General features: G+C 47.6%; 32 protein-coding genes and 1 pseudogene. 19 read left to right on the top strand and 14 right to left on the bottom strand.

From position 1 onward, the window contains the following. Positions 1 to 30: 30 nt before the first annotated feature. From soxZ to QQL65_RS00900, 5 genes are all read right to left on the bottom strand, one after another. Positions 31 to 354 carry a thiosulfate oxidation carrier complex protein SoxZ gene (gene soxZ, locus QQL65_RS00880; protein ID WP_284361081.1) on the bottom strand — a complete coding sequence of 108 codons (324 nt, stop codon included), beginning with the start codon at positions 352 to 354 and terminating at the stop codon, positions 31 to 33. 24 nt (positions 355 to 378) lie between these two features. After that, positions 379 to 837, bottom strand: a complete 459-nt coding sequence (gene soxY, locus QQL65_RS00885) for a thiosulfate oxidation carrier protein SoxY (RefSeq protein ID WP_284361082.1) — start codon at positions 835 to 837, stop codon at positions 379 to 381. Between the two features lie 23 nt (positions 838 to 860). Continuing rightward, positions 861 to 1,322 (bottom strand): sulfur oxidation c-type cytochrome SoxX, encoded by a 462-nt coding sequence (gene soxX / locus QQL65_RS00890; protein WP_284361083.1) that lies wholly within the window; start codon positions 1,320 to 1,322, stop codon positions 861 to 863. A gap of 143 nt (positions 1,323 to 1,465) precedes the next feature. Then, positions 1,466 to 2,044 (bottom strand): SoxW family protein, encoded by a 579-nt coding sequence (locus QQL65_RS00895; protein ID WP_284361084.1) that lies wholly within the window; start codon positions 2,042 to 2,044, stop codon positions 1,466 to 1,468. Between the two features lie 9 nt (positions 2,045 to 2,053). Then, a complete protein-coding gene (locus QQL65_RS00900; RefSeq protein WP_284361087.1) occupies positions 2,054 to 2,788 on the bottom strand; it encodes a cytochrome c biogenesis CcdA family protein in 735 nt (244 codons plus the stop codon). A 209-nt stretch (positions 2,789 to 2,997) separates the two neighbouring features. Between QQL65_RS00900 and QQL65_RS00905 the strand changes: the two genes are divergently transcribed. The 3 genes from QQL65_RS00905 (at position 2,998) to QQL65_RS00915 (ending at position 4,856) form a co-directional block, all read left to right on the top strand. Continuing rightward, positions 2,998 to 3,285, top strand: a complete 288-nt coding sequence (locus tag QQL65_RS00905) for a thioredoxin domain-containing protein (protein ID WP_284361089.1) — start codon at positions 2,998 to 3,000, stop codon at positions 3,283 to 3,285. A 43-nt stretch (positions 3,286 to 3,328) separates the two neighbouring features. Continuing rightward, on the top strand, positions 3,329 to 3,685 hold the full coding sequence (locus tag QQL65_RS00910; RefSeq protein WP_284361091.1) for an ArsR/SmtB family transcription factor: 357 nt from the start codon (positions 3,329 to 3,331) through the stop codon (positions 3,683 to 3,685). A 103-nt stretch (positions 3,686 to 3,788) separates the two neighbouring features. After that, positions 3,789 to 4,856 (top strand): YeeE/YedE family protein, encoded by a 1,068-nt coding sequence (locus tag QQL65_RS00915; protein ID WP_348529115.1) that lies wholly within the window; start codon positions 3,789 to 3,791, stop codon positions 4,854 to 4,856. A gap of 5 nt (positions 4,857 to 4,861) precedes the next feature. Here the strand turns inward: QQL65_RS00915 and QQL65_RS00920 are convergent, their stop codons facing one another. After that, positions 4,862 to 5,776 (bottom strand): MBL fold metallo-hydrolase, encoded by a 915-nt coding sequence (locus QQL65_RS00920; protein WP_284361096.1) that lies wholly within the window; start codon positions 5,774 to 5,776, stop codon positions 4,862 to 4,864. A gap of 662 nt (positions 5,777 to 6,438) precedes the next feature. On the opposite strand from QQL65_RS00920, the gene QQL65_RS00925 reads away from it, so the two are divergent. The 7 genes from QQL65_RS00925 (at position 6,439) to QQL65_RS00955 (ending at position 10,683) form a co-directional block, all read left to right on the top strand. Then, the gene (locus tag QQL65_RS00925) at positions 6,439 to 6,621 is read left to right on the top strand and encodes a hypothetical protein (protein WP_284361100.1); all 183 of its coding nucleotides are present in this window, start codon (positions 6,439 to 6,441) and stop codon (positions 6,619 to 6,621) included. Positions 6,622 to 6,838: 217 nt separating this feature from the next. Next, entirely contained in the window at positions 6,839 to 6,997 is a 159-nt protein-coding gene (locus tag QQL65_RS00930; RefSeq protein ID WP_284361103.1) for a DUF3309 family protein, read from the top strand. A gap of 95 nt (positions 6,998 to 7,092) precedes the next feature. Further along, the gene (locus QQL65_RS00935) at positions 7,093 to 8,103 is read left to right on the top strand and encodes a PRC-barrel domain-containing protein (protein WP_284361106.1); all 1,011 of its coding nucleotides are present in this window, start codon (positions 7,093 to 7,095) and stop codon (positions 8,101 to 8,103) included. Positions 8,104 to 8,210: 107 nt separating this feature from the next. Next, a complete protein-coding gene (locus QQL65_RS00940) occupies positions 8,211 to 8,525 on the top strand; it encodes a hypothetical protein (RefSeq protein ID WP_284361110.1) in 315 nt (104 codons plus the stop codon). A gap of 5 nt (positions 8,526 to 8,530) precedes the next feature. Then, positions 8,531 to 8,962: a hypothetical protein gene (locus tag QQL65_RS00945; RefSeq protein WP_284361114.1), complete on the top strand. Its 432-nt coding sequence runs from the start codon at positions 8,531 to 8,533 to the stop codon at positions 8,960 to 8,962. Between the two features lie 63 nt (positions 8,963 to 9,025). Then, positions 9,026 to 10,078, top strand: coding sequence for an AI-2E family transporter (locus QQL65_RS00950; protein WP_284361115.1), 1,053 nt, complete (start codon positions 9,026 to 9,028; stop codon positions 10,076 to 10,078). 92 nt (positions 10,079 to 10,170) lie between these two features. Beyond that, complete coding sequence (locus QQL65_RS00955; RefSeq protein ID WP_284361118.1) at positions 10,171 to 10,683, top strand: Dps family protein; 513 nt, start codon at positions 10,171 to 10,173, stop codon at positions 10,681 to 10,683. A 103-nt stretch (positions 10,684 to 10,786) separates the two neighbouring features. Here the strand turns inward: QQL65_RS00955 and QQL65_RS00960 are convergent, their stop codons facing one another. From QQL65_RS00960 to QQL65_RS00970, 3 genes and pseudogenes are all read right to left on the bottom strand, one after another. Further along, complete coding sequence (locus QQL65_RS00960; protein ID WP_284361121.1) at positions 10,787 to 11,683, bottom strand: diacylglycerol/lipid kinase family protein; 897 nt, start codon at positions 11,681 to 11,683, stop codon at positions 10,787 to 10,789. Between the two features lie 22 nt (positions 11,684 to 11,705). Further along, positions 11,706 to 12,269: a sigma-70 family RNA polymerase sigma factor gene (locus QQL65_RS00965; RefSeq protein WP_284361122.1), complete on the bottom strand. Its 564-nt coding sequence runs from the start codon at positions 12,267 to 12,269 to the stop codon at positions 11,706 to 11,708. Then, positions 12,266 to 12,385 (bottom strand): annotated as a pseudogene (locus QQL65_RS00970) (NepR family anti-sigma factor); the annotation flags it as partial. The gene QQL65_RS00965 and the pseudogene QQL65_RS00970, both read right to left, overlap by 4 nt. A 221-nt stretch (positions 12,386 to 12,606) precedes the next feature. On the opposite strand from QQL65_RS00970, the gene QQL65_RS00975 reads away from it, so the two are divergent. Genes QQL65_RS00975 through QQL65_RS00985 form a run of 3 tightly spaced genes read left to right on the top strand, consistent with a single transcriptional unit; the run spans position 12,607 to position 14,676 of the window. Next, a complete protein-coding gene (locus QQL65_RS00975; RefSeq protein WP_284361124.1) occupies positions 12,607 to 13,395 on the top strand; it encodes a response regulator in 789 nt (262 codons plus the stop codon). Positions 13,396 to 13,455: 60 nt separating this feature from the next. After that, positions 13,456 to 13,626, top strand: a complete 171-nt coding sequence (locus QQL65_RS00980) for a DUF1328 domain-containing protein (protein WP_284362050.1) — start codon at positions 13,456 to 13,458, stop codon at positions 13,624 to 13,626. Between the two features lie 60 nt (positions 13,627 to 13,686). Beyond that, positions 13,687 to 14,676: a sensor histidine kinase gene (locus QQL65_RS00985; protein ID WP_284361126.1), complete on the top strand. Its 990-nt coding sequence runs from the start codon at positions 13,687 to 13,689 to the stop codon at positions 14,674 to 14,676. A gap of 54 nt (positions 14,677 to 14,730) precedes the next feature. On the opposite strand, the gene QQL65_RS00990 is transcribed toward QQL65_RS00985, so the two are convergent. Further along, a complete protein-coding gene (locus QQL65_RS00990; protein WP_284361128.1) occupies positions 14,731 to 14,943 on the bottom strand; it encodes a CsbD family protein in 213 nt (70 codons plus the stop codon). A gap of 152 nt (positions 14,944 to 15,095) precedes the next feature. Between QQL65_RS00990 and QQL65_RS00995 the strand changes: the two genes are divergently transcribed. The 4 genes from QQL65_RS00995 to QQL65_RS01010 all read left to right on the top strand — a co-directional run bounded on the left by QQL65_RS00995 (position 15,096) and on the right by QQL65_RS01010 (position 18,703). Continuing rightward, complete coding sequence (locus tag QQL65_RS00995; RefSeq protein WP_284361130.1) at positions 15,096 to 16,694, top strand: CHASE domain-containing protein; 1,599 nt, start codon at positions 15,096 to 15,098, stop codon at positions 16,692 to 16,694. Between the two features lie 81 nt (positions 16,695 to 16,775). Beyond that, a complete protein-coding gene (locus QQL65_RS01000; protein WP_284361131.1) occupies positions 16,776 to 17,666 on the top strand; it encodes a mechanosensitive ion channel family protein in 891 nt (296 codons plus the stop codon). Between the two features lie 2 nt (positions 17,667 to 17,668). Beyond that, a complete protein-coding gene (locus tag QQL65_RS01005; RefSeq protein WP_284361132.1) occupies positions 17,669 to 17,848 on the top strand; it encodes a PLDc N-terminal domain-containing protein in 180 nt (59 codons plus the stop codon). After that, on the top strand, positions 17,849 to 18,703 hold the full coding sequence (locus QQL65_RS01010) for a formate/nitrite transporter family protein (protein ID WP_284361133.1): 855 nt from the start codon (positions 17,849 to 17,851) through the stop codon (positions 18,701 to 18,703). Positions 18,704 to 18,956: 253 nt separating this feature from the next. Here the strand turns inward: QQL65_RS01010 and QQL65_RS01015 are convergent, their stop codons facing one another. Genes QQL65_RS01015 through QQL65_RS01030 form a run of 4 tightly spaced genes read right to left on the bottom strand, consistent with a single transcriptional unit; the run spans position 18,957 to position 23,747 of the window. After that, entirely contained in the window at positions 18,957 to 20,660 is a 1,704-nt protein-coding gene (locus tag QQL65_RS01015) for an alpha/beta hydrolase family protein (RefSeq protein ID WP_284361135.1), read from the bottom strand. A gap of 58 nt (positions 20,661 to 20,718) precedes the next feature. Continuing rightward, positions 20,719 to 21,843, bottom strand: a complete 1,125-nt coding sequence (locus QQL65_RS01020) for a C4-dicarboxylate TRAP transporter substrate-binding protein (protein WP_284361136.1) — start codon at positions 21,841 to 21,843, stop codon at positions 20,719 to 20,721. 24 nt (positions 21,844 to 21,867) lie between these two features. Continuing rightward, positions 21,868 to 23,178, bottom strand: a complete 1,311-nt coding sequence (locus tag QQL65_RS01025) for a TRAP transporter large permease (RefSeq protein ID WP_284361138.1) — start codon at positions 23,176 to 23,178, stop codon at positions 21,868 to 21,870. After that, on the bottom strand, positions 23,175 to 23,747 hold the full coding sequence (locus QQL65_RS01030; RefSeq protein WP_284361140.1) for a TRAP transporter small permease: 573 nt from the start codon (positions 23,745 to 23,747) through the stop codon (positions 23,175 to 23,177). The genes QQL65_RS01025 and QQL65_RS01030 overlap by 4 nt, the downstream gene beginning before the upstream one ends. A gap of 55 nt (positions 23,748 to 23,802) precedes the next feature. Between QQL65_RS01030 and QQL65_RS01035 the strand changes: the two genes are divergently transcribed. After that, a complete protein-coding gene (locus tag QQL65_RS01035; RefSeq protein ID WP_284361141.1) occupies positions 23,803 to 24,723 on the top strand; it encodes a LysR family transcriptional regulator in 921 nt (306 codons plus the stop codon). 109 nt (positions 24,724 to 24,832) lie between these two features. Continuing rightward, on the top strand, positions 24,833 to 25,579 hold the full coding sequence (locus QQL65_RS01040; RefSeq protein ID WP_284361142.1) for an alpha/beta hydrolase: 747 nt from the start codon (positions 24,833 to 24,835) through the stop codon (positions 25,577 to 25,579). Positions 25,580 to 25,603 lie beyond the last annotated feature (24 nt).

Here is a 25,603-nt window from a genome sequence, read left to right on the forward strand (position 1 = left end):
GGATCTTGAAGTGCTCAAGACCCGCAAAAATTATTCAACAGCAATCTCTTTGCTGCTCGTGTACTCCGAGCCGTCATCGTCCAACCATTTAAAGTCGAACGTGCCGCTTTCCATTACCTTGACGTTAAACTCAATGAATGGATTGGCCGCGACGCCGGGTTCGATATCTGCAGAGAAAACGGTTGCGCCGTTAAATTCTGCGGTGAATTTATTGATGATTTTGCGTGGAATAAGATTCCCATCTTTTCCTTTGCGCTGACCGCTTTCCATCGCATGACTGATCAATGTTTTGATTGTGATCACATCACCAGCTGCGGCCTTCTTCGGTACTTTTACGCGAGGTTTTGTCGCCATAATAATTCTCCTTCGTGCAGCCGCTTAACCGCCACACCCGCCAATGGTTACTTTGACAAGCTTTTTGTCCATGAACACCGATCCATCACTCATTTTCGCAACGGCAATTACGTCCTGCGTTTTCGCCAATCGAATGCGTGTGGTCGCCGCAGCAACGCCGTTCATCGGTGTGAAGTTAAAGGTGATCACACCTGGGTTTGGGTTGCCCGATGCTAAGATCATCACAGCAGCGACGTGGTCGGCTTCCGTCATTTCGCTTTCGACGTCGACAGAAATTGGAACGGTATTCCCGTTTTCCGCGATTTCGGGCGCTGTTAGACTGATGCGCCCTTCGCCAACTTCTGCGCCAGCCGCAAATGCATCAATCGCTGCTTGGGTGGCAGCTTCATCAGCAAAAGCAATCCCGCTTGTTGACAATCCGGTCAACGCCGCTGCGCCAAACCCAGCGCCCAATGCAAGCACCTTACGTCTGGATAGTTTCATTCTGGTCTCCTTGCTCATGGTGCCTATTCCTCTTTCAAGGTCATTAGGTACGCCAGCACGTCTTCTACTTGCTGGGCACCCAAAATGGTTTTGCCTTCAAACTTTTCTGCAACGCGTGCGCCAAGCTTGAGGCTATAAAATGATGGCATGATCGATTCTGGGTTCATCGCCTGCTTTACATCCACCAAGATTGCTCTCAACTCGCCTTCGGTCCAGCGATCAGCAACACCATCCAATGGCGGGCCAACTTCACCATGAAATGGCTGCTCTGGAATTTCAGAATTGACGTGGCATGCGAGGCAGTTGCCAAGTTTTCGGTTAATCATGATGTCGCGACCCGCCGCCGGGTCGCCCGCGACGCCGGTCAATGATTCCGCGACAACGGCATCTGCCATTGCAACGTCGTTTGGCCCCACAGCATCCGCTAAAGCCACCCCAACAGTAAGCATGAGCACGGCCGATGCAGCGACTACAAGTTTCTTCATATCAGTCCCCCTCCCTGAGACGGATCGTCTGATCTCGTTCACATATGAACAAGCTTAGAGCGATATCTTCTCTCAATCAATATATTAATTCAAATGTTCATATGTATTGTATTCAACGATATGAACATGAAACAATTTGCGCCTTACTTTAGGCGCCCCTCCGCACGTAATTGTTCAATGATTCTAGCGTGATACTTCTGAAAGTGCTCGTCGCCTTCATAGCCACGATCAAAGACCCATTTGAACATGTTTAAGAATGTCCACTTGCCAAAGGCGCCAGGCATGGTCGCCACCGCAGCTTTGCTCACCGAGATGGAATTGGCAGGAACTTCTGCAGGCAAAAACACAATGGTTGGCGTGAAAACATAACCCCATTTGCGGGCTGCGGTCTTTTCCGTCAAGACATCGCCATCGAGGTCCGTAACCTCCTCATCGCCAAACATATTGTACTGAACAATCAGAAAATGCTCTTGCAGATAGTCAGCGACCTCAGGGTCCGACAAAAGTTCTTCATGCATCTTTGCGCAGTAAATGCAGCCGCGCTGCTCAAACACCAACGCAAGGCGTTTTCCATCAGCCGCCGCTGTTTCAATATCCTCTGCGATGTCGCGAAATGTAAGCGCAAACCAGTCTTGTTTGTGCAACCCATCTTCGCCGATCGTGCCCGCGCTGGCGACAGTCGTGATCAAAGCAAAGGCCATAGTTAGAATTATGCGCAGCATTTTCTCCCCCTATCCAACAGCACCAAAGGCTGGAAATGTTTCTAAAAGCCATTGCGCAATCGCGCTCATGTTCCCGGTCACAAACAAAAGGCCCGTGACGATAAGCAATATCCCCATGGCGATTTCGATCTTTCGCATGTGCCGTTTAAGTCGGCCCGCCATCTTGATAAACCGCGCTGCAAATGCGCCAGCCAAGATAAATGGGATGCCAATGCCCGCAGAATAAGCGAACAGCAAACTCATGCCGCGCCAAGCCGTATCTTCAGAACTTGCGACAAATAGAATTGTTGCCAAAACCGGGCCAACACATGGCGTCCAACCAAAGGCAAATGCCAGCCCCATAATGAATGCGCCAAGCAATCCAACTGGCTTACTGTTCACCTGCACCCGCGCTTCGCGATAAAGCACCGATAGGCGCAATAGGCCGATAAAATGCAGCCCCATCGCCATAATAATCACGCCGGCGACAATCGATAGGATGTCGTAATACTGCGAAATGGTTTGCCCAAGCACATTGGCCGTTGCGCCCAGCGCAAGAAAGACAACTGAAAATCCAACCACAAAGGCAATAGACGCGAACAATATTTGTCGGGCTGCGCCTTTTTCGATTTCCTCGTCACTCAATTGCTCAAAACTAACGCCTGCCAAATAAGCAAGATAAGGCGGCACGATCGGCAGAACGCATGGGGAAAAGAAAGATAATACGCCCGCTAAGAACGCCCCCCAAATACTTACATCCAACATATGCCCCTACCACATATATGAAATTTAATATCTTTCCTCACCTTAGCTGAAATATATTTGATTTCCACTATATATTTTTATCTGTTATGCTGGGCGGACTTAAATTTGGATGGAAGAATCTTGTGAAATTCTTTATTTTCAAAGCCTTAGCAACCTCACCTTTGCTTATTATTTTTTTGTCGAGTGCCGCAATTGCACAGCAATTGCTAATGCTCGAGCAAGAAGGCTGCGCCTATTGCGAGCAATGGCATGAGGAAATTGGTGAGATCTATCCAAAGACTTGGGAAGGGAAAAAGGCACCTCTTCGGCAAATTGATATACACGATCCATGGCCGGTCGATCTTGAAAACATAAAATCTGATATTTTCACCCCGACCTTCGTGTTGATTGATAAGGATCAAGAAATCGGACGACTTCGCGGTTATGCTGGTGACGAGTTCTTTTGGTTCTTACTTGATGAATTGATGGAAAAACTTGAAAAACCGGCTAAACTTTGACATCTAGGCAAACAAGAAATCACAATAGGCACTCGTAACCACTATGGCATTGCCAAAACTTAGCGAAAACTCTTCTCCTGAAGAAGTCCGCGACATGATGGAACAAGCTCGTAAAGCAAGCGATTTGCTCAAAGCGCTGTCCCATGAGTCGCGCATGCTAATTTTGTGCATTCTATCGGAAGGCGAAAAGTCGGTTTCTGATCTCGAGCGTATTATGTCTATGCCGCAAGCCTCCGTTTCGCAGCTGCTTGCTCGGCTAAGATTTGACAAGTTGGTCAACACGCGCCGCGAAGGTCGCACCATTTATTATTCTATTGCGAACAACGAAGTCTCAGCAATCATCGCTCAGCTCTACGAGCTATTTTGTGCTGATGAAAAGCAAGATAATACCGACGAATAACCTCCACAAAACTTCCGTTTTGAACGGCTCTTTGAAAACCTGATTTGTCATTTGGCAGATTTGCGCCTTATGATGCGCCCAGGGGATACGGAGAGGAATGGCGATGATCGAAGCCGATTTTGGCCTGCCATTGGCAGGAGTTGCTGTGGGCATTGCACTTGGATTTGTTGCGCGTGTGAATGTGTTTTGCACACTATCAGCATTTGAGAAAGCTTGGTATTCGGGCGATGCGTCTGGCTTGCGCACATGGGCCTTGGCGGCATTGGTTGCCGCGTTACTAAGCCAAATCGCGATTCAATTCGGCATCGTTGATCTCTCTTCCAGCTTCTATCTCACAACAAATCTTGCACTTGGCGCTCACATTGTTGGCGGCCTTTTGTTTGGCATTGGCATGGCGCTTGTTGGCACATGCGGGTTCGGTGCCCTCATCCGTTTAGGTGGCGGCAGCCTAAAGGGATTTGTGGCGTTCTTAGTCATCGGCATTACAGCACTGGCAACCAGCAGGGGCCTGCTGTCCCCTATTCGCACATTCATTGAAGGCAATTTCAGCGTTGATCTCAGTTTTGCGGCCAACCAATCAATTCCAACACTAGTTTCTGCGGGCGTAGGGGCTTGGGCGAGTATCCCAACAATCGCCCTTCTTATCGTCGCTGGCGCGTTCTGGATTTTCAAATCAAAAGACTTTCGTCAAAACGCCAAGGGGCAGCTGACCGGGCTAATTGTTGGAGTTGCAATTGCTGCAGGCTGGATCATCACAGCTTATTTTCAACAGCAGTCCTTCTCGCCTGTACAGCTGGAATCAGCGAGCTTTGTGTTGCCGCTCGGCGATGGAATTTTACAGTTTGTCGCCAATACAGGCGTCGGCCCAGACTATGGCGTTGGTTTGGTTTTCGGCACTATCTTGGGCGCAGCGCTTGGTGCATTGAAACAAAAATCCGTGCGCTGGGAAGCGTGTGATGATGCACGTGAACTTGGACGTCATATTGCTGGAGCGGCATTTATGGGCTTTGGCGGTGTTCTTGCGCTTGGCTGCACCATCGGCCAAGGATTAAGCGCGGCATCATTGATGACGATCAGTGCGCCAATCGTCATCATCTCGATTGCTATCGGCGCACGTATTGGCTTGGCTTATCTGCTCGGCGATCGTGCATTTCAGTTTAACGCCTCTTAGCGCTTTCAACCTGCAACAAAGCGGTAAGCATCGACATTGCGCTCCACGCGACCGACCCCGTTGTTCGTTAGGTGGTAGCCGATAATTTGCATTTGGTCGCTCGATAGGCGATCCAACAGTGCCTTGCGGGTTGCAATGCCTTTATCCATGTCATGATCTGAACCGGTGGGCCAATGCGGCTTCTCAAATGAAATTATGGGGTGCGTCAACGCATCACCAACAATCATCGTTGGCGTTTCACCATGCACGGCAAATGCTGTATGCCCAACCGTATGCCCACTCGTGTCCACTGCCTCAACATTTGGCAAAATCTCATCCCCAAATGCAAAAAAGCTGAACTGCTCTGCCAGTTCAGTTAAGCGGTTCTTCGCACCAACCGCGAACGATTGACGCTCCGGCGACATCTTGGACAGCGTGTCGTCCGCCATCCAAAAATCAAACTCTTTCTGTGCAATATGATATTGAGCGTTTGGGAAAATTATCTCGTCAAAGTCGTCAATAATTCCCCATAAGTGATCTGGATGAGCATGCGTAAACACAACATCTGTCACCTGATCCGGCTCAAATCCTGCCTCGACAAAAGCATCGAAAAACCCACCAAGGCTAGGCAAAAAATTCGTTCCCCCGCCAACGTCGAAAACAACCAAACCCGTTTCGTTTTCCAATACCGTCACATTACAGGGTGGCGCCACCGCATCCAAAGCAAGTTGATTGGTTGCCAACAAAGCCTTCAATTCCTCTTCCGGCGCATTGCCAAACACAAACCCCATCGGCAATTGCATAAACCCATCATTGATGACGTGCAGTTTTGATTCACCGTTCACAATTGTGGTGTTCACTTGTGCCCTGGTCACCCCCGGAAACCCAATCATTGCAGCACCAGCAAGTCCCGCCTTTATTACTCCACGCCTCGTGATCATCTTCGCCTCCAAATTACATATTAAAAATCATATGTAATTTGACTAGAACTAACAAGAGCGAACTTACGGCGGCCAATACAAGATCGCACTACAACTCAGCCATTGCTCAAACTTACGAAATCGTTGTCGCAACTAACAACCTGCAATGTAACGAAAATTTTGGTAGCGGGAGAGGGACTTGAACCCCCGACACGCGGATTATGATTCACTTACTTACTTTTTAAACCTATTTTCCGATTGGTTAGTCCACATTTCTGAGGCGCACCGGTAGATTTGGAAGTTTGCCTTTCACCCAACCAGCTATAGATCGCCGATCTCAGAATATCCGTCCAATTTCTGCAATCGGAAACAGCGTGCGAATTCAAAAAGTCCAAACATTGAAGCTAAGGAGCAACAAAACCAAACTCTGCTCACAACAATCAGACAATTGTTTCAAAAAAAACGCGGATTTATGAGGTCCCTGGCAGCAACTTCTTGCTGAAATGTGTCCTCAGCAATCTATACGTTCGCCAACGAAAAAGCTCCAATCAAGGCCCGTCATACACTTTGTACTTAGTTAAAACCGTAAGGCTAGTTTCGCATCCACTGAAATTTTGACCATATCCTTGGAACCTTTTCTTGACCAGATGCGTTTCACTGACACAAACGAAAGGAAATGCAAAATGTCTGACAGAAAAGACACGGTAGTGGTAACAAAAGATGGATCAGCTGGCTGGTTCGTTGCCGTGATCGCCATCGCAGCATTGTTGCTTTTTGGCTACCTCACTTTCTCCGGCTTCTTTACCCCACAAGAAAGCGTTTCGATTGAACTCAGTGTACCTGACCTCCCAACACCGAGCGAATAATGAAGTACAAAATTGTCGGTTACGCGCTATGTCCTCCGTATCGAGCGATAACCGGCAGACTGTAAACACAACTTTCAACCCGCAACATGAGTTGCGGGTTTTTTTATTTATTTCAAATACTTAATAGATATTAATGGAACCTTCTGCTCGTTCATTCGTTTCTATTTCGAACCCCGCGAAGATTTAAGAAGACCGCGGGAAATGAAAGGAATGAAAAATGGGCCTAACCACTCTGATCCTAATACTGCTGATCATTTCAGTTGTTGGCGTCGCCCCTGCATGGCCATACGCGCGCGGCTGGGGCTATCGCCCAGTCAGCGTATTGGGACTTTTCCTGACCATTTTCTTACTGCTGCTTTTGTTTGGCCGCATCTAAGAAAAATATTCTCACTACACATGGAACCAAAATAACCGGTTACCGTTTATTGAGTTATCAAACGCCAATGGCGGAATCGTAAAAAGGAGAAAAAAATGAAAAAGAACCTTCTTACAACAACAGCTTTGTTTGCACTTTTGACTAGCTCAGCGATTGCAGACAACAACACCGTTTCCACAGATCTGAACTCATCAACTCAAACAGACGTGGAAGTGTCCAGCGATAACACAAACGCAAGCTCAAATCTTGATGTCGAAACGAGTGTCAGCTCTGAAGTTGAGACACCAAGCATAGCAACAGATAGCAATGGTGATGCAAAAATTGACAATGCAGTTGTGACTTCTTCAGTTTCTGCTGCCATGGCTTCGTCAACGGAAACAAAGCTTACAATGAGCGGTCAAGCTGTGCTGGCTTCAAACCTCCTTGGCAAGAAAGTTTACACCTCTGCTGATGCAGACGCTAAGAGCGTCGGTGACATCAATGATGTCGTGATGGACCAAAACGGTAATGCTGAATGGGTTATTGTTGGTGTCGGCGGCTTCCTTGGCATGGGCGAAAAAGAAGTTGCCCTTTCAATTGAGCAAGTGGATTGGGTTGAACGTGACGGCGAACGCGTTGTCATCACCAACATGACCAAAGCACAATTGGAAGCAGCGGCCGAGTTTAACCGTGACGCGCTGAACGACGACGATAAATATCAGCCATTCCAATTCTCGTGGACCGAAGAAGGCAAAAAACGTCTTGATGTGTTGAAGTCATGGGATTGGGAACATTCAAACATGATGCAAGTTGCATATGAAGACCTAAGTGCAGACGCGCTGATCGGCACACGTGTTAAGGACCCAAACAATGATGATATCGGCGAAATCGGCGACGTTTTGCTCACGGAAAAAGGCGAAGTAACAGCCTATATCGTTGATGTTGGCGGTTTCCTTGGCCTTGGCGAAAAGCCGGTTGCTTTGAGCAATAGCCGCATTCACATCTATCAAGATGCAGATGCAAACCTGATGGTGCGTTCTGATTTCACAAAGGCGGAACTGGAAAACAGCACAACTTACGATGCTGAAGCTTACAAAGCTGATCCAGATGCATACATCATCAAGTAATTGATGACATCATTTATCACCACAAAGGGCGTTCGCAAGAGCGCCCTTTTTCTTTGGAACTTTCTTGTTTTTCAAACGTTTAACTATCAGACAAAAGGAGATTAATCATGGCAACTCGTACATCAAACAAACGTAGTTCAAACACCAAGAACCAACCAGATGTCGTTGAAAATCTCGAAAAGCAAATCGAGAGTTTGCAAAGCGACGTACACGCGCTTCTAAAAGCCGTTAACGGCTCAGATAATCAGCCAGGTATTGTTGAAACGGCTCAAGAAGCCATTGCCGAAACCAGCCAGAAAACGGCTGATGAGGCAGCACAAGAATTGGCAAAAGTTGAAAACCTCATCAAAGAACAGCCGTTGAAATCTGTGGCCATTGCTCTGGGTGCTGGTGCTGCAATCGCCTTGTTGGCACGTGGATAATGACCATGCAGGTGAATAAGAAAGCTCACTCTTCACCTTTGGACCGGCTCGTAGGCACCATTACGAGCCGTGTCCAAACCAACTCGCTTTTGCTGGTCATTGCATTGATTTCTGGCACCACAGCATATTTGGCGCTTCTGTTCGCCGCCTGGTACGGCATTGTCGAGCAAACCAACGCTGTCATCGCATCACTCAGTATAGCTGCCATTGCTAGCCTCACCACAATTCTAGTGGTTCTTTTTCGCTATCTTCGCGACCAAAGACGCAAGGTTGAGCAGCAGCAATTACAAACACAAGCGATCAACAGCTTGATCTTCACCGCCATTAGCGCGGCAACAAAGTCAAAAGCCACATTGGCGCCTTTGATCGCAATCGCTGGGTTGGCGCTTACGCAAAAATCACCAAGAAAGCCGCAACCTAAGCGGCTCGCGCAATAAACTGAAATGGGTTCTACTCCCTAGTGGTCAGAACCCACTTTCAGCTCACCCGCAGTTTGACAAATGCGCCAGCTCCATCCAAATCTGACAACGACCTACCAGTTCATGCTGGCAATTTTGGCCGCGCTGCTGATTGTCCTTTGTAGTTCAACAATCATTGTTTCCGCGCAGCTCATCATTGCGCCGGTTTTCATGTCCGTGATTATTGGCTTGATGTTTGGGCCTGTTTCCGACCGACTGGAAAAGTTTGGCGCACCGGCCTGGTTATCCAGCTTAGCTGTTGTATTTTGCTTCTTCTTCATCATCATTGCCATTCTATCAGCAATTGTGATCCCGCTTTCGGGATGGGTTGCAAAATTGCCCTTGCTTTGGTCACGTTTGCAGCAACTATTTGCCGATTGGGAAGGCATTCTTTCAGCCTTGGAAGGCATTCGCGAGCGGATCGATGGCGTCGTACAAAACGATGCGGATGTGGTGGTTCAGGTAGACGAAGGTTCAGCAATCACCAATGTGTTCACCATCGCGCCAGTTGTTTTGGCGCAGCTACTTATGTTTTTGGCGAGTTTGTTTTTCTTCGTCGCTACCCGAAAACAAATCAAAGATTCTGTCGTGCGCAACCTCATTGTGTTGAACGCAGGCTATCGCGGTGCGCGCATCTTTAAAGATGTCGAGCACAATGTTTCGCGCTACCTTCTCTCGATCACGCTAATCAATATTTGTGTTGCACTTGTGGTCGCCACCGCGCTTTGGCTCATCGGTATTCCTGGTGCCTTGATGTGGGGCATTCTCGCAGGGCTACTGAATTACATCACCTATGTCGGTCCAGCGCTCATGCTGGCGGCTATGGTGGGCGTCGGACTTCTAACCTTCGACACCGGCAACGCTGCACTTTTGCCCGCAATAACCTATCTCACCATCAACTTCGTTGAATCGCAATTCATCACGCCGATGCTGATTGGGCGCGCAATGACGCTGAACCCATTCCTTGTATTTTTGTCCATCACATTTTGGATTTGGGCTTGGGGTCCACTTGGCGGTTTAGTCGCCGTCCCATCTCTCATCATCGGGCGATGCATCTTTTGCAACTTGCATCAAAGCCATCAAAAACTGCAATGAACATTGGAACCAAATCTGGCCTCAACCGTTGACTAAATGAACCATATGAAAGCGAAAATGTATAACGCAAATCAGATATTTAAGGAGCTCTCATGAGTACCGTTGCAAACATAATGCGCGCCGAACCCAAGAACGAAAACACCAAAACAGGTCTTGATAAAAGTTATCAAAAACAGATTGCCGAACAACTGTCTGATGTTCTAATCGACAGCTACAAGTTGATGATCAAAAGCCATGTTTATCACTGGAATGTGGTTGGTCCGCTGTTTAAGCCTTTGCACGAACTAACAGAAGAACACTACCAAGATCTCTTCGCAGCCATTGACGTGTTGGCAGAGCGTATTCGCGCGATTGGCCACACGGCACCGTTTGTGATGTCTGACGCTTCGAATTTTGCGCCACAAACCAAAGAGCTGGACAATTGCTCAGCCAAAGAAATGGTTGAGGACCTGATTGAAGAGCATGAGGCAATTGCCCGTAAAATGCGCAGCGCTGCTGAAGCGGCTGGCGACGGTAAAGACATGGTCACAGAAGACTTGCTAACCGCACGCCTCACCTTCCACGAAAAGGCACTTTGGATGCTGCGCGCTACAATTAGCGAATAATAACGATCACCCTCGTCCCCCTGAAAAGCCCGTCATGCTGTGTTGCTGGCGGGTTTTTCTTTTGCCGAAACGAACAAACCGTCAGAAAAGAAAAATGTTTCAACTATTCCGGTTTGATCACATTGAGGGATTGCCGATCCAACGCGAACACCGTCTTGCGCTCTAACGGCACCAACTCGCCATCGATCGTCGCGCGCATTTTTTTGTTCACGCGCGGCATATACAAGACAGCCTTTGTTGTGACAATTTCAGTGAGATTTGGATTGTTTTCCCAAATGCCGAGCAGCAAGTCAGACGTGAGCTTCAAAAACTCGCGTGTAGTGAGCGGCTGCGCCCAATAGATGCCGATCTTGCCATCATCCAGCCTATCGGCATGAGGAATGTGACCGCGACCATATAAATTGTTCGTCACACAAAGCAAACTGACTTTCTCGGACAAAACGCCATGGTCATGTTCAAGCTTAATTGTCAGTTTGGGTGGTTGCACGATGGTCGACAGAAAAGTCGAAATCCCGGCAAATACTTTGCCGAAGCGCGACCTATGTTCCAACTCATCGCGCTGCTGAACAACACGCGGCTGAATGCCAAGGGCAAATTGATGTAAAAAAGGCTGTCCGTTGGCAGTCGCTGTATCAACTTTTGACCTGGTACCATTGGCAATTTGTGCGACGGCCAAGTCTAAGTCGAGCGACATGCCGATAGAACGAGCAAAAAGGTTCATGGTGCCAGCCGGCAAAACGGCGAGTTGTTTTTTTGCCCGCCAAACTTTGCCAGCAACAAACGAAACCGTTCCATCACCGCCCCCAACAACAATTGCGTCGATTGATGTGTCGCCAATTATGTAGTCGACACGCGCTGAAAGCTCATCTCCGGACACTATATGAATAGCAGCGACATGACCGCTTTCGATCAGTAAAGCTTGCGCTTGTTGACCGAAAACGTCCACATCCATTGTTTTTAGTGTGCCACCATCGCGATTGAGAAGGACAGCGAAATTCATGATTTTTCCAGCGCAGCGCGGCTCACAGTGTCAGCGGTTGTTTGGTGATGGCAGCATTGGTGGCATCAGGCCCAAACTCATGATGTCCTGAAACCTCAAGCAGGTCTTTCAAGCGTTCACGTGCCCGATTAACTCTGCTCTTGATGGTACCTACGGCACAACCACAAACTTCGCTTGCTTCCTCGTAGGACATGCCAGAGGCGCCAACCAAAACAATGGCTTCACGTTGATCGTCTGGCAACTTTGCCAGTGCTTTTTGAAAATCCTTTAAGTCCATATTTCCAAGCTGCGCAGGATGGCTCGAAAGCGATTCAGTATGCACACCTTCACTGTCTTGCACTTCGCGACCTTTTTTACGCATTTGCGAATAAAATTCATTGCGCAGGATAGTAAATAACCAAGCCTTCATATTGGTGCCCGGCTCAAATCTCGACTTATTGCCCCAAGCTTTCATGATCGTGTCTTGGACCAAATCGTCGGCACGATCTTGACTTCCCACCAGCGACACGGCGAAACCACGCAGATTAGGCAACATCCTCAAAAGCTCGCGCTTGAACTCATCACGCTCCGGTTTTTCCGAACTCATGACGATTCTCCTTCAGGGCCTGACTCCTTTTCTGCCTGGTCCAACCGTTCCAGGAGATCCAAAAATCGATCTGACACGCCTTCGTCTGCCACCGAGTCGTACAGCTCGCGAAGCTTTTTGGAGATGTGTTCGGAGCTATCACTTGGTGTCGCTGAGTGCGCCCCATGTGCAGCTCCGTTCATTTTTGGGGTGTCGTTCATAAATCGTTTCCGTAATCAAATATTGCGCCTATTTCTATTAAAACGCATCATCTGAAAAAAAGTTCCAAAAAAAATGGAACTATTTTCGTCCGCCAACGTTACCACTTCATCTGACCCGTTGGTCTATGGAGAATTTTATGTCACTTTCTACCCGCATTGCGGCACATTTGCCGTATCTTCGCAGGTTCGCACGGGCAACAACAGGCTCGCAATCTTCAGGCGATACTTATGTTGCGCTCGCACTGGAAACACTCATTGAAGACGTGAACTCTTTCCCAACAACGTCAAGCGACAAAGTTGGCTTATATAAACTGTTCTGCAAACTGGTAGAAACATCTCAAGTTGATATCAAAGAAATTGAAAGCCCTTATGGATGGGAAAAGCGTGCCGCCAACAAACTGGCCGGCATTTCCACCAAGGCGCGCAACGCGTTTCTTCTAAATAGCGTTGAAGACTTCGACCATGATCAGGTTGCTGAAATCCTTGATCTTGAAAAGGACGAAGTGACCAACGTCCTTGATCAAGCCCACCAAGAAATCGCCCGCCAAGTGGCAACCAATGTCATGATTATCGAAGATGAGCCACTGATCGCGATGGACATTGAGCAGATGGTTGAGGGCTTGGGTCACAGCGTAACGGGCATCGCCCGCACACACGACGAAGCGCGCACCCTGTATAGCCGCAAAAAACCGGGCATCGTACTCGCCGATATTCAACTGGCTGACGGCAGCTCTGGCATTGACGCGGTTAATGAGATTTTGACGCAGGACGATCTGCCCGTCATCTTCATCACTGCTTACCCAGAGCGCTTGCTGACAGGCGAACGCCCAGAACCAACGTTCTTGGTCACCAAGCCTTTCCGCGAAGAAACCGTAAAAGCTCTGATCTCGCAAGCTCTGTTCTTCGACAATGAGCTAAGAAGCTAGTTTTTTAGGAACCAAAGCGCCTCTTCCGCGTTTAACCAACAGATCACAAAGGAGAGTATGATGCTTTATTATACATTGGTTTTTCTAGCTGTTGCGATTGTCGCGGGCATCTTTGGTTTCTCCGGCATCGCAGGCGCTTCTGCAGGTATCGCACAAATCCTGTTTTTCCTTTTCTTGGCTATGTTGGTCATTTCACTGATAACAGGCGCATTCCGCAGAGGAACTAAATAACAAGAAACAGCGGGTGGCATTCAATGCCACCCCTTTTTACTACAACGACAATGAGTAGATATGCTTCGTCACAGTCTTGCTTGGGAAAAAGAACAGAAAGACCCAACCAAAAAACTCGATTATCTCACCTTTGCCCTGGTGCGAACCGGCATTTGTGTCATGCTGCAAAATGATAAGTTTGAGTATGAATATGTGGCGAATGTCCCCCAACAATGGTCAATAACTGACAACGTTCCACCCAGCGATCAGGCCATGTTTGGCGAGGCGCTTGGCAAACGCTTAGAGGCCGAAAAGGCCAACCTGCTTGAAACAGGTGAGAGTTGTGAGTTTGAATGGACAACCCGCAGCGGCTCAACTTTTCATTTTTCAATTGAATTGGTTTTTGATCGCGAGAATGGCCGCGAAATTTTCACCGCCGTAAAAGACCTGACCAAAGAGCGTCAACGCGAGAATGTGCTGCGCACACTACTCAAAGAAGTTTCTCATCGATCCAAGAACCTACTTGCTATGGTACAAAGCGTCGCCTTTCAAACCGCGCGTCATTCAGACAATTTGGACCGATTTATCGACCGGTTTCGTGGCCGAATTCAAGCCATCTCGAATTCGCAAGATGCGATTACACAGAATGACTGGCAAGGTTCCAGCGCCATGGCGTTGGTCGAACGGCAGAAAAGTTTGTTTTCGCAGTCCGTTCAACAACTCATCCAATTTGATGGTCAAGACACCATCCTCACACCAAATGCGACTATGCATTTAGGATTGGCGCTACATGAACTGATTTCAAACGCCAAAAATCATGGCAACTTCTTGGTTGAAAACAAGGCGATCAGCATTTGCTTTGAACAACACCCACATGACGATCGGGCAAACGAAGTTACTTTTGTCTGGCGCGAAGAAGCGAACGACAAGAAAAGCGCACGAGATGCAGAGAAACACTTTGGCAGTGTAGTTTTGGAAAGAATTGTTCCGGCCGCGGTTTCTGGAAATGCAGAAACCGAAAATGGCATAGACGGCTTCACCTATAAGCTCACTTTTCCGGCAAACGCATAAAAGGGCGCAACAATGAATTGCTGCACCCCAGATACTCAGATATTTCTGCGGCTCTTAATGTTCGTCCAACCGCGAGTTCGCCATCCAAAGACGAATTTCGTCTTCAATGTCGGCTTGTGCCTTGCCATAACGCTCCTGCAGTTTGCCAACAAACTTGTCGCGATCACCATCGATCTTAGCAAGATCGTCATCCGTCAACGCGCCCCATTGCTTTTTAATGTCGCCTTGAAGCTGTGTCCATTTACCTTCAATTTGGTTCCAGTCCATGAAAAGAACTCCTTTCCGTGTTTGAAAGAGCAACGCACGACTTCACAAAATTGTTCCGAAAAAAATGTTTGTGATCCAATTCTCCCTGATACGCGTTTAAAATATCGGGAACAATTGCGCGATTTGCGTCAAAAGGAAAATTTGAGGGCCGTATGAAAAAGTTTTTGCCCCTAATGGTATTCGCGCTTGTTGCAAGCCTCGGGCTAAGCATGACAGCAGTTGTATTCAACGCGGAACAAGAAACACAAAACAAACGCTTCGAACTTGCCGCGAACGAAGCAGTGGATAATATACGCCAGCGCCTCAATCAACACATTGCGCTATTGCTATCTACCCGCTCCTTGCTCAATGCAAATCAGGGTCTGGTTGACGGCGTCGCCTTCCGGCGATTTGTCCGCGGCATTGATATTGTCAACAAGCATGCCGGGGTTCAGGGCATTGGCTATGCTCAGTTCATCAACGTAGGCGAAGAAGGCACATCTGAGCAAAAACTGCTCGACAACTATGAATTGGTGCGAAAAGTTTGGCCCGATACTAATGAGCAACAACGAAGCCCTATCGTACTGCTCGAACCGCAAGATGAACGCAATAAGACCGCCCTTGGGTTCGATATGTATCACGAACAGCGCCGCCGCGCCGCGATGAAACGTGCCATTCGGACTGGCGAACTATCCGCCACAGCGCCAGTCGAATTGGTTCAAGAAATCACCAATCATAAACAAGCAGGCTTTTTGCTATATCTCCCTTTCGGCCAAATCGATGCACCAAACTCAGTCGGAGAAGATGTAAAAGGGTTTGTGTACGCCCCCTTCCGCGCCGGCGATCTGCACATTTCAGCCATTGATCAGCCAAACATGCAAACCGTTGCCTTCCGCACCACGGACTCGGGTCAACTACTTTACGAGGCAGCGAGTTTTTCACCCGAGGAAGCGCAACGTCACCTCACCAAAGAGTTAAAGATCGGTGGCCGCACTTGGTTAATCGAACTACACGAAACAGATTCATTTTATGACGGATTCCCGCATTTGAGTTCGTTAGTTTTAGGCAGCTTGTCCGGCATTTTGGCTTGTTCGTTGGCCATCGCAACGCTGGCGCAGCAAAACGCGGTTCGCCAAGCTCATGAAGTCAAACGTGTCGTTGAAGAGGCACTCGGCCAAAAAGAAATGCTCTTGCAGGAGATGCGCCATCGCATCAAAAATTCGATCGCACGGGTGCTCGCAATTGCACGTCAAACCGGCGCCAATTCACAAGACATCAATGAGTTCTTAGAGAGTTTCAATGCGCGTTTGCACGCAATGGCGACGTCGCAGGACCTCCTCACCCGATCAAAGTGGGCGCGAGCGGATCTTGAGCAATTGCTTTCCTCAGAACTCAAACAGGTGTTTGGCGAAGACCTTGAGCATTGTGCCCTGAAGGGTCCCAAAGTCGAATTAAATGAGAAGGCGACACAGGCAGTTGGCTTGGCTTGCCATGAACTTGCGACCAATGCCCTTAAATATGGCGGTGTTGCCGAGCCTCATGGAAAATTAGAAGTTTCTTGGCAGCTCTATAAGAAAAAAAATAACAAGGTTATCCGCCTATTTTGGGAAGAGGCAAGCCCAACTGCACAAAAGCCCACTGACAGAAAAGGGTTCGGCACAAAGCTGATTGACGCCAACATTCAAGGTGAACTGGGCGGCACCATAATCCGCACATTTAAAGATCATGGATTAGAAGCTGAAATCATCATTCCCCTGGTAAATTCAACCTAAGCTCTTTGCTATTTGGAACCATTTAACGCCCCAAGCGTTTTTCAATCAAACACGAGACTGTGGAGATTGGAAAACTGAGCAATGATTGACCAGCTAACTAACGCCGCGACCAACTCAATTGATACTGTAGGCAGCATGATTGGCGGATTTTTCACCCTGCTTCCCAAAATATTTATCGCGCTTATCGTTTTTGCCTTGGTCTTTGTTGCGGCCAGAATCATCAAAGATCTCGTGTCCCGCATAGTTGGTGCTCGTGCAGCCAAAAGTGTTGGGGTTGCACTAGGGCGCATTGCTCACGTGGCAACCATTTTCGTTGGTTTGCTCATTTCTGTCGCAATTGTTGCCCCTAGTGTAGGCGCCGCCGAACTGATCCAAGTGCTCGGCGTTGGCTCTGTCGCTATTGGTTTTGCCTTTCGCGACATTTTACAAAACTTTCTTGCTGGCCTCATCATCCTACTGCGCCGACCATTCACAGAGGGCGACTGGATTGAATTTGATGGTTATGAAGGGGTAATCAAAGAAATCTCTACTCGCTCCACTTGGATTCACACTTTTGATGGACGCGACGTGTCGATCCCAAATGGCGAGATCTTCACCAACCCGATAACTATTATGACGCGCGATCCAAAAATTCGCACTGACTACGAGTTCGGCATTTCTTATGAAGCCGACATCACCAAAGCGAAAAAAGTAATCATAGATGCCATTAAATCGGTGGAAGGCGTCAGTGACTTCAAAAACCCGGATGTAGGTGTATCTGACCTTGCAGCTTCATCAGTAAACCTGAAGGCGCGCTGGTGGTCGTCAACCGATGACGTATATTCGGTAAAACTAAATGTGTTAGAGGCGGTCAAAAACGCTCTTGATGACGCCGAAATTGAAATACCGTTCCCACACCGTCAGCTCATGCTGCCTGAAAATGCAAACCTAAATGTTGCGGCCAATGACTTAACCAAACAAAAAGGAATATAATCATGGGCATCGAAGTTGGCGGTCTTTTGGGCCTCATCGTCCTAGTACTCGATATCTGGGCGATCATCAAAATCATTCAGTCTGGCACCACCGCGCTAACCAAAGCACTTTGGATTGTTGTTATCCTAGTTCTGCCTGTGGTTGGACTAATCCTTTGGTACATGTTGGGGCGCAAAAGTTAGATGAATGTTGAAAAACGCAAGGTTCTTTCCAATCGCGTCGCACTCGAAAAAGAAATGAAAATCAAAGAGCGTCAAACGGTACAACAAGCGAGCCGTCTTCCCTCACGTCTGGTTTTCGAAATCATCGCACGCGACGGTGAAGAAGAGTTAGAGCGCCCTGTAAGTGCTTTGATTTGGTCTGGGATCGCAGGCGGCATAATGATCAGCTTTTCACTCATTGGCATGGCCGTTTTTCGCGTTCATCTTCCCGACGAGGCATGGCGACCGCTTATAGAGAACATCGGCTACAGCTTCGGTTTCTTGTTGGTTATCCTTGGCCGTCTGCAGTTGTTCACTGAAAACACGATGACCACTGTTGTCCCAGTTTACGCAAATCCTAGCGTAAAAAACTTTCTGGGTTTGGGGCGCTTGTGGGGATTGGTGTTTGGTGCAAACACCGTAGGCGCATTCATCTCTGCACTTGTCATCCTAAACGCTGGCATATTTGACGACGCGGTAAATAAAGCAATTGCAGATATTTCGCTCCATGCTACGCACAACCCGCCGTTCACCGCATTCGTCAAGGGTATCCCTGCGGGTATACTCATCGCCGCAATCGTTTGGATATTACCCACTGCAACAAGTGCCTTTTGGGTCATTCTCTCGTTCACCTACCTCATCGCACTGTGCGGCTTCACGCATGTTGTCGCAGGAAGCGTTGAAGTCGCATACTTGGTATTGGCCGAAAAAACAGATTTGGCGGACGCAGTGTTTGGATTCATTTTGCCGGTGCTAATCGGAAATGTCGTGGGTGGAACAGCAATTTTTAGCTTTGCGATTTGGAGCCAAGTGCGTGCAGAGAAAATTGGGAGCTGATCGCCGTTCGGAATGGTGAACCCTGCAACACAATAGAAATATCTGGTAGCGGGAGAGGGACTTGAACCCCGACTCGCAGAAATAGTTTCACTTGCTTATCTATTTTTAAAGATAGCTAGAGCAAAAGGCTTACAATGAACAACATTTAAGTTCTCGCAAAAATATGCTGATGCACGTATGCGCATCAGCACCGAATTTTTCTATAATCAAATTCAGCTGAATTTAGAAATCAACCAGCGTCAAATGCTCAAGCTTAAAATGCAAATTGAGTTGCTTGGCCGGCGACAATGTACCATGTCACCAACAAGGCATTCACAAATGCGCCAGGCAAATAGCTCGACGTGCGTTTGTACAAAAATGTACTGATAATTGCTGCGGTTAGCAGAATTGGTACAAATTGGTACATAACAATTGTGTTTAAAGGCTCACTAGGTGTCAGCAGCTTTCCAGTTGCATACAACGCAATATATTGCGCTACAAGGAACAAGGCAAATCCGCCCATTAAAGCCAATGCATTCAAAGCATAAGTCTGGAGTGTGCTTTGCTTTCGAATAGAAAGCCCACCGTGCAATGCACGCATTGCCAACACGAAATAAGCGGTAAATGGCACCAAATAGATCAGTGCAATTGCGAAGCGCTCGGCACTTAACAACTTCACGCCAACAAACCAAAATCTAAAGTCAACTTTGAAGAAGAAGTCGACAAACATTGTAATGAAATACATTACAAATACTGCAGAAATGGCAAGCAACGCGGCCCGGGCAACATCCAGTTCAAACTTGACCGAATTGCCCCGAACTACAAGTCCCAAAACCGCGAAAACAGCACCGTTTATTACCGCCCAAAAGGCAACCTGAGATGTAATTGTTTGTGGCAACAATGCTGAAGCAGGAAACCACCCTTGTGCCAAACTGAACAAGAAATAATAGTTCGCTACAGGGAAAATCGTACTAAATAGAAACAAACCCAACCACTTAGGGTTGCGTTCTTCAAAAGCAAACTCCTGAGGTTTTTTTCGCATGTTCGCAAACGTTGGCATTTGCAAAAGCCCTTGCAACACGCCCAAAAGCGCCACAACAAAACCGACAAGCCCAATCAGAGTTCCTAGTTCTTTAAAATACCAAACTTGGTTTGAGGACGGGATGCTTTCCGCTCCCTCAAGCGTTTTATCGAACCAATCAATTGAGTGACCAATCGCCGCGCGCGAAATGTGGTCACCAGGGTGCGTAACAGGAGGCTGCCATAGAATTCTAGCATTACCTTGAGCGATATCGCCGTATAACTTTCCTTCTTCGACCACATCATCTGCGCCAAAGAATTTTTGTAGCTTTTCGCTGGTTTCAATGTCATCCGCTTTTGCAACTCCCCACATCAACTGTGAAAACTCATCAAATTTAGAAAACACGACGGAAACGTTGCGCGGCCATTCAGTGGTTCCTTCAGCAGCGAACGGGGCGCCGACACTTGAACCTTCAAGAACGATCGATTTGTAATCATCTGGATAAGTAGCCGCAGCGGCCAAAACAGTCCAACCACCCATCGAGTGGCCTTCCAAACCGATATTATCAACGTCTACGATATCTAAACCGCGCAGATATTGAAGCGCTGCTGGCCCACCAAAGCCAGCGGAAAAAGCTGCGCCTTCGGAATAACCATGTCCAGTTTGATCGAGTGCCAAAACAATGTATCCACGGCGTGCATATTCAATCGCGAAGCCGCTTTGAACTTCACGTGAGTTTATATAGCCATGTACCGCCAAAATTGCCGGTGCCTTGTTTTCAGCACTCACGCCTTCAGGCACATAAAGCAAACCACTTTGTAGCTTGCCGTTTGCGCCAATAAAGCGCGTATCTTTAATTTCTACACCGTTTGAAGTTTGCACAAAATGCGCCAAAACTGACCCAACAAGCACAAACGTCAATCCAACAAGAAACAACTTCCAATTTTTAAGAAGCATTTCATTCTCCTCACAAAAAGAGGTCGGAAATCAAGATTTCCAACCACCATAAATTTTCTTACTTCATGCCGTAGGTGCTTAGGTCCAATCGGTCATAAATTTCAGTTTTAGCTAGTGCAGCAAGCGCGTCGACATCTTTGCGATCAACGCTGTTCAATAAGGCATCCCACCGGTCGACAATTGATTTGAACTGAGCGAGGATCTCCTCAGGATTTTCAACACCGCGCTTTTTTGCATTTTCAATGAGCACTTTTTCATCTTCAGCAACAAATCTATTTAAGGAACTGACAAGTGCCTCATCTGGTGAATAAACTTGCATTCCGTTTGATTTCGCAGCATCCACGGCTTTGTTGACATCAGCGTCGAAAGCAAGGCGATGCTGAGCAAGCTCATATGCCATTTCATCAAATAGAACGCGTTTGTTATCTTCGCTCAGTCCACGCCAAAACGCTTTGTTGTAGCCCCACTCGAAACCGGCATAATAGTTGCCAATCGCTAGCGTATTCATGCTCGTCACAACGTCTTTGAGGCTAAAGCTATCTAATGCGTCAGCAGCTGCTACGGCGCAGTCAAGTGACCCCGTATCCAAACCCGTATACATTTCGCTTGAAGGGATTGAGACCGGCACAGCCCCGATATATTCGGCAAATCTTGTCCACGCACCGCCAGGCATGCGTAGTCGTTTTCCTTTAACATCAGCTAGAGTTTCAACTGTGGTATTACACATCATAAAATATTGCGATGTGGAGTACCCCCCACCGAAAACTACACCATTTTTCGCCCACTCTTCCAGGGCCGCAGGGTTGGTCAATCCGAACTCGGTAGATGCAAAGGCCATCACCATTGGATCTGTGTTGTAAAATGCCATATTGCCGATCAGGTTTGCCACCGGCAGTTCTGCTGGCGTGTAGGTGCCTGCATGATAACTTATCTGCGCAACACCATCTCTTAGCCCTTGCAAGGATGCCGCGGGCGGCAACAACGATCCGCCGGTAAAGACTTGGAAAGTCACATCGCCGTTTGTCTTCTCTGCAACGCGTCTTGCGAACTCGACATAAGGCCCGCGCACCATTGAATGGCGTTCTGCAAAGAAATGATTAGCATTATAGTTTGCGGCAATTGCTGTTGTACTAGTTGCCGTTAACGTTCCAAGTACGAAACAAATTTTCTTGAAGTTTTTCATTCTTCCTCCCAATTAAAGAACAAATTAACCCATCATCATTGAGGGCATGAACAATACGATCGCAGGAAATGCGACGAGGATTGCAAGTGTGAGAAGGTCCATTCCGATGAACCATGTGGTGCCGTAAATGATATCCTTTAGCGCCACACGGCCGCTCAAAGCGCTATGCAGCACATAAAGGTTCAACCCAACTGGCGGTGTAACCAATCCGATTTCTAAAAGCTTAACGGTTATGATGCCGAACCATATTAAATCAATGCTTGTTGCCTCAAGCACAGGCAACACAATTGGCAGCGTAAGAAGCATCAGGCCAATGGAGTCGATGACCATGCCCAAGATGATGAAGAGCACAGCAATCATCAAAATGATGACGATAGGATTACCCGAAATCATCAGCATGCTGTCTGCCAAAACTCTTGGCACGCCAGACAGCCCCATAAAACGGGTAAACATAACGGCGCCGAGCGACAAAAAGAATATCGATGATGTTGCAACAACTGTTTGCTTTATCGCCACTGCTAAGTTTTCAAGTGTAAGGCTTCGGCGAACAGCTGCAATAATGAGTGCAAAAAAAGCGCCAATTGCCCCCGCTTCTGTCGGCGTAAACAAACCGGCAAAAATACCGCCGAGCACACCAACAATAAGCACAGGAAACGGCCACACGTTTAAGACAAGCCTGCCGATTAGCTGCATGTCTAAACGGCTCTGCATGCGCGGTGCTAGGGCTGGGTTTAGCGCGGCGCGAATGGTAATCATGCCGACATAGATCGCGACAGACAATATCCCTGGAACCACACCAGCGATAAAGAGTTTACCAATAGACTGTTCGGTGAAAATGCCAAACAATACCATCAAAATTGATGGCGGAATTAGGGAACCTAAAGTCCCAGATGCAGCAACGACACCCGTTGCCAAAGAAGGATGATATCCCGCCTTGAGCATTTCAGGCACGGCAATCCGCGACATGGCCGCAGTTGTAGCAATACTTGAACCAGAAGCCGCAGCAAATAGACCGCACGCACCTACGCTCGCCGATGCTAACCCACCAGGCACTCGCCCCATAAGTGCACCCAACAAGTCAAACGCCCCCGAAGCAAGGCCGGTGTTCGCGGCAACAAAGCCCATCAATAAGAACATGGGAATTGCAGTAAGTGACCAATCACCGATGAAGTTAAACGGAAGCGCGCTCACAATTCCAAACGCTGCGGTCACATTGGTTAAAAGCGCAATACCTACGATAGAAACCAGCATAAGCGCGACCCCGATCGAAACGCGTGATGCAAGCAGCAAGAAAAGTACGCCAATGCCGGCAAATCCAATCAAATTGCCTGTCATGACGCATCTGCCCTACTTGGAGTTTGACGCGAATCCTCGCCCCGAAATAGCTGAACAGCCTTTAAGAGTGAGGCGAATGCCGCCAACGCAAAACTAAATGGTAATATGCAGCGGGCAGGCCAAACAATGACCTCACGACTTCCCATCACAACTTCTCCGATTTGAAAGGAATGAACGGCATCAATGCCTGTGCGCCATGCAACTGCACTCAATACGGCCACCGTCAACGCATAAGCAACGAAACGACAAATGGTTTGCGCAAGAGCCGGCAGTAAGTTGTAGATGAGGTCGACGTTGATGTTGGAATCTTCATACTCGACGAATGCGAGCGGCAACAAAACAACTGCAACCATGTAGTAATAAGAAGAAATCTCTACCGTGCCTTGAATGGGAAAATTAAATACCGCCTTCAAAAACACATCTAACGTGACATTGAGCATCATCAACATCAAACCCGCTCCGCCGAGATACATCAGCATGCGCGACGTTTTTTGGAAAACTCTTTCCAACATTAACCAATCCAAACTCACCAACTCCTCGCCCCAAATTTGATTGTGAATATTTTCCACACATTCAAATCAAGCAAGTAGCATTACTTGATCAATTGATCGCGGATCGTTATCAATGGCTATCCAAGGAGAACGTATGGTTTACAGGCTATCGCGGCTAGATATACGACATTTGCGCTATGCGCTGGCAGTCGCGGACGCCGGCGGGTTTCGCGCAGCTTCTGAAATTTTAAACGTCGCTCAACCCGCAATCTCAAAGGCTGTTCGTGATACCGAAGAAGATCTTGGATTTAAGATTTTTGAGCGCAACACCAAATCAATTTCGATCACTGAAAATGGCCGAATTTTTCTAGATGATGCGCGTCAAACCGTCGCCCAGTTTGAACGCACGATAAGAAGTTCACGACAATCAGAATCTGGCAAAATGGGGCATATCATAATTGGATATTCTGCTTTGGCGAACTCAAATGAGCTCACAAAGGGAATAGAAGAGTTTCAGGCTGTTTACCCGAATGTTCAAATTGAAATGCACATAATGTCGACGGACAGTATGATGCGTAATTTGAAAAAAGGGAACATTGATATTGGGTTTCAACTCGAACACGAAACGGTTCGCGACAAAGCAATAAAGCAAAAAACAATATGGCGATCAGCGGTCGGAATTGTTGAGCCTTTAGAAGCGAACAGTGCGATTGAAATTGACTTAAACACGACCCCCCTTGTGTTGGGCGTTCGAGACAATTGGCGGCCATATCGACTATTTTTGGATGCCGCGTTCAAAGAACACCAGATTCACCCAAACGTTTTAGATGAAGCATGGGATATTCACGTAATTTTTCAAAGGGTGTTGAATGGTCGTGGGTTAACTTTGCTGCCCGTAGGTATCGAACCTTCCCTTCCCCGCTCTTTAAAAGTACGGACAATAAACTCATTCCAAGCCACCGTTGATATCAATATGGCATGGAGCCACGCCGCGGACACTGCACTACTGCGACTGTTCCGTTCCTATTACATCGATCGGTTCAATATTGCATAGTGATCATTCTTAGTGATCAAACGATCTAAGATCGGTATTTGAGAATTTTATCCATCTACACAATGTTCCGCAAAATAAGGCGAAGCATTTTTATAACGTGGATTTACAGATGGATATCAATAGCCCAGAAGCTTTTAAGCTAGACGGTTCGAAACAAGGAATTTTGTTGATCCATGGGTTCACTGGCACACCGCAAAGTGTCAAATGGCTGGGCAAACGACTTCATGAACTAACAGGCGCAACAGTCCATGCTCCACGACTCGCCGGGCACGGAGAAACACCTGAAGAACTTGCAAAAACAGGGTTCCGCGACTGGTTGGCTTCCGCTGAAAATGCCCTTCACGATTTGCGCAAAGAACACCAGAAAATTACTGTCGCTGGGTTATCGCTAGGCGGAACTATTGCGCTCAACATCGCTATTCGTTTTCCAGAAGAAATTCGAAATGTTGTCACCATAAACGCGTCCACGGGCCTGTATTCTTCGTACCAAATGTTGGCTATTTTTGACGACAAGCCTAAAGCCTATCACGATGGAATCGGTTCTGACATTAAAGACCCCAGTATTCGTGAAATCTGCTACGATAAAATCCCATGTCGCGCCCTCAAAGAACGATATATCTTAGCCAGTGCCACCGGCCAAATGCTCGAACTTATGTCAAAGCCGATATTAATTTTTCAGTCGCGCGAGGACCATGTAGTTAGCCCCCAAAATGGCAAACGAATCGCAAATTCTGTCGCTTCAGAAACAGTTATGCTCAAGCTACTTGAAAACTCCTACCATGTGGCAACGCTTGATCATGACAAGGAATTTATGGCTCAAGAAATCAGTTCATTTATCAAACTTGATCTTATCTAACTACAGTAACCTATTGATCAAATT

It is taken from the genome of Maritalea porphyrae, from assembly GCF_030159895.1.
In the GTDB taxonomy this organism is placed as follows: domain Bacteria; phylum Pseudomonadota; class Alphaproteobacteria; order Rhizobiales; family Devosiaceae; genus Maritalea; species Maritalea porphyrae.

What these genes read in the sequence shown, in the direction of transcription:
- QQL65_RS00985 (WP_284361126.1), top strand. Translation starts at nt 13,687, where the DNA reads ATGCTTCGTCACAGTCTTGCTTGGGAAAAAGAACAGAAAGACCCAACC.
- QQL65_RS01035 (WP_284361141.1), top strand. Translation starts at nt 23,803, where the DNA reads ATGGCTATCCAAGGAGAACGTATGGTTTACAGGCTATCGCGGCTAGAT.
- QQL65_RS00960 (WP_284361121.1), bottom strand. Translation starts at nt 11,683, where the DNA reads ATGAATTTCGCTGTCCTTCTCAATCGCGATGGTGGCACACTAAAAACA.
- QQL65_RS01040 (WP_284361142.1), top strand. Translation starts at nt 24,833, where the DNA reads ATGGATATCAATAGCCCAGAAGCTTTTAAGCTAGACGGTTCGAAACAA.
- QQL65_RS00915 (WP_348529115.1), top strand. Translation starts at nt 3,789, where the DNA reads ATGATCGAAGCCGATTTTGGCCTGCCATTGGCAGGAGTTGCTGTGGGC.
- QQL65_RS01000 (WP_284361131.1), top strand. Translation starts at nt 16,776, where the DNA reads ATGATTGACCAGCTAACTAACGCCGCGACCAACTCAATTGATACTGTA.
- QQL65_RS01015 (WP_284361135.1), bottom strand. Translation starts at nt 20,660, where the DNA reads ATGCTTCTTAAAAATTGGAAGTTGTTTCTTGTTGGATTGACGTTTGTG.
- QQL65_RS01025 (WP_284361138.1), bottom strand. Translation starts at nt 23,178, where the DNA reads ATGACAGGCAATTTGATTGGATTTGCCGGCATTGGCGTACTTTTCTTG.
- QQL65_RS00905 (WP_284361089.1), top strand. Translation starts at nt 2,998, where the DNA reads ATGCTCGAGCAAGAAGGCTGCGCCTATTGCGAGCAATGGCATGAGGAA.
- QQL65_RS00920 (WP_284361096.1), bottom strand. Translation starts at nt 5,776, where the DNA reads ATGATCACGAGGCGTGGAGTAATAAAGGCGGGACTTGCTGGTGCTGCA.
- QQL65_RS00900 (WP_284361087.1), bottom strand. Translation starts at nt 2,788, where the DNA reads ATGTTGGATGTAAGTATTTGGGGGGCGTTCTTAGCGGGCGTATTATCT.
- QQL65_RS00995 (WP_284361130.1), top strand. Translation starts at nt 15,096, where the DNA reads ATGAAAAAGTTTTTGCCCCTAATGGTATTCGCGCTTGTTGCAAGCCTC.
- soxX (WP_284361083.1), bottom strand. Translation starts at nt 1,322, where the DNA reads ATGAAGAAACTTGTAGTCGCTGCATCGGCCGTGCTCATGCTTACTGTT.
- QQL65_RS01005 (WP_284361132.1), top strand. Translation starts at nt 17,669, where the DNA reads ATGGGCATCGAAGTTGGCGGTCTTTTGGGCCTCATCGTCCTAGTACTC.
- QQL65_RS01010 (WP_284361133.1), top strand. Translation starts at nt 17,849, where the DNA reads ATGAATGTTGAAAAACGCAAGGTTCTTTCCAATCGCGTCGCACTCGAA.
- QQL65_RS00910 (WP_284361091.1), top strand. Translation starts at nt 3,329, where the DNA reads ATGGCATTGCCAAAACTTAGCGAAAACTCTTCTCCTGAAGAAGTCCGC.
- soxZ (WP_284361081.1), bottom strand. Translation starts at nt 354, where the DNA reads ATGGCGACAAAACCTCGCGTAAAAGTACCGAAGAAGGCCGCAGCTGGT.
- QQL65_RS00965 (WP_284361122.1), bottom strand. Translation starts at nt 12,269, where the DNA reads ATGAGTTCGGAAAAACCGGAGCGTGATGAGTTCAAGCGCGAGCTTTTG.
- QQL65_RS00940 (WP_284361110.1), top strand. Translation starts at nt 8,211, where the DNA reads ATGGCAACTCGTACATCAAACAAACGTAGTTCAAACACCAAGAACCAA.
- QQL65_RS00930 (WP_284361103.1), top strand. Translation starts at nt 6,839, where the DNA reads ATGGGCCTAACCACTCTGATCCTAATACTGCTGATCATTTCAGTTGTT.
- QQL65_RS00935 (WP_284361106.1), top strand. Translation starts at nt 7,093, where the DNA reads ATGAAAAAGAACCTTCTTACAACAACAGCTTTGTTTGCACTTTTGACT.
- QQL65_RS00945 (WP_284361114.1), top strand. Translation starts at nt 8,531, where the DNA reads ATGCAGGTGAATAAGAAAGCTCACTCTTCACCTTTGGACCGGCTCGTA.
- QQL65_RS00955 (WP_284361118.1), top strand. Translation starts at nt 10,171, where the DNA reads ATGAGTACCGTTGCAAACATAATGCGCGCCGAACCCAAGAACGAAAAC.
- QQL65_RS00925 (WP_284361100.1), top strand. Translation starts at nt 6,439, where the DNA reads ATGTCTGACAGAAAAGACACGGTAGTGGTAACAAAAGATGGATCAGCT.
- soxY (WP_284361082.1), bottom strand. Translation starts at nt 837, where the DNA reads ATGAAACTATCCAGACGTAAGGTGCTTGCATTGGGCGCTGGGTTTGGC.
- QQL65_RS00950 (WP_284361115.1), top strand. Translation starts at nt 9,026, where the DNA reads ATGCGCCAGCTCCATCCAAATCTGACAACGACCTACCAGTTCATGCTG.
- QQL65_RS00895 (WP_284361084.1), bottom strand. Translation starts at nt 2,044, where the DNA reads ATGCTGCGCATAATTCTAACTATGGCCTTTGCTTTGATCACGACTGTC.
- QQL65_RS00975 (WP_284361124.1), top strand. Translation starts at nt 12,607, where the DNA reads ATGTCACTTTCTACCCGCATTGCGGCACATTTGCCGTATCTTCGCAGG.
- QQL65_RS00980 (WP_284362050.1), top strand. Translation starts at nt 13,456, where the DNA reads ATGCTTTATTATACATTGGTTTTTCTAGCTGTTGCGATTGTCGCGGGC.
- QQL65_RS00990 (WP_284361128.1), bottom strand. Translation starts at nt 14,943, where the DNA reads ATGGACTGGAACCAAATTGAAGGTAAATGGACACAGCTTCAAGGCGAC.
- QQL65_RS01020 (WP_284361136.1), bottom strand. Translation starts at nt 21,843, where the DNA reads ATGAAAAACTTCAAGAAAATTTGTTTCGTACTTGGAACGTTAACGGCA.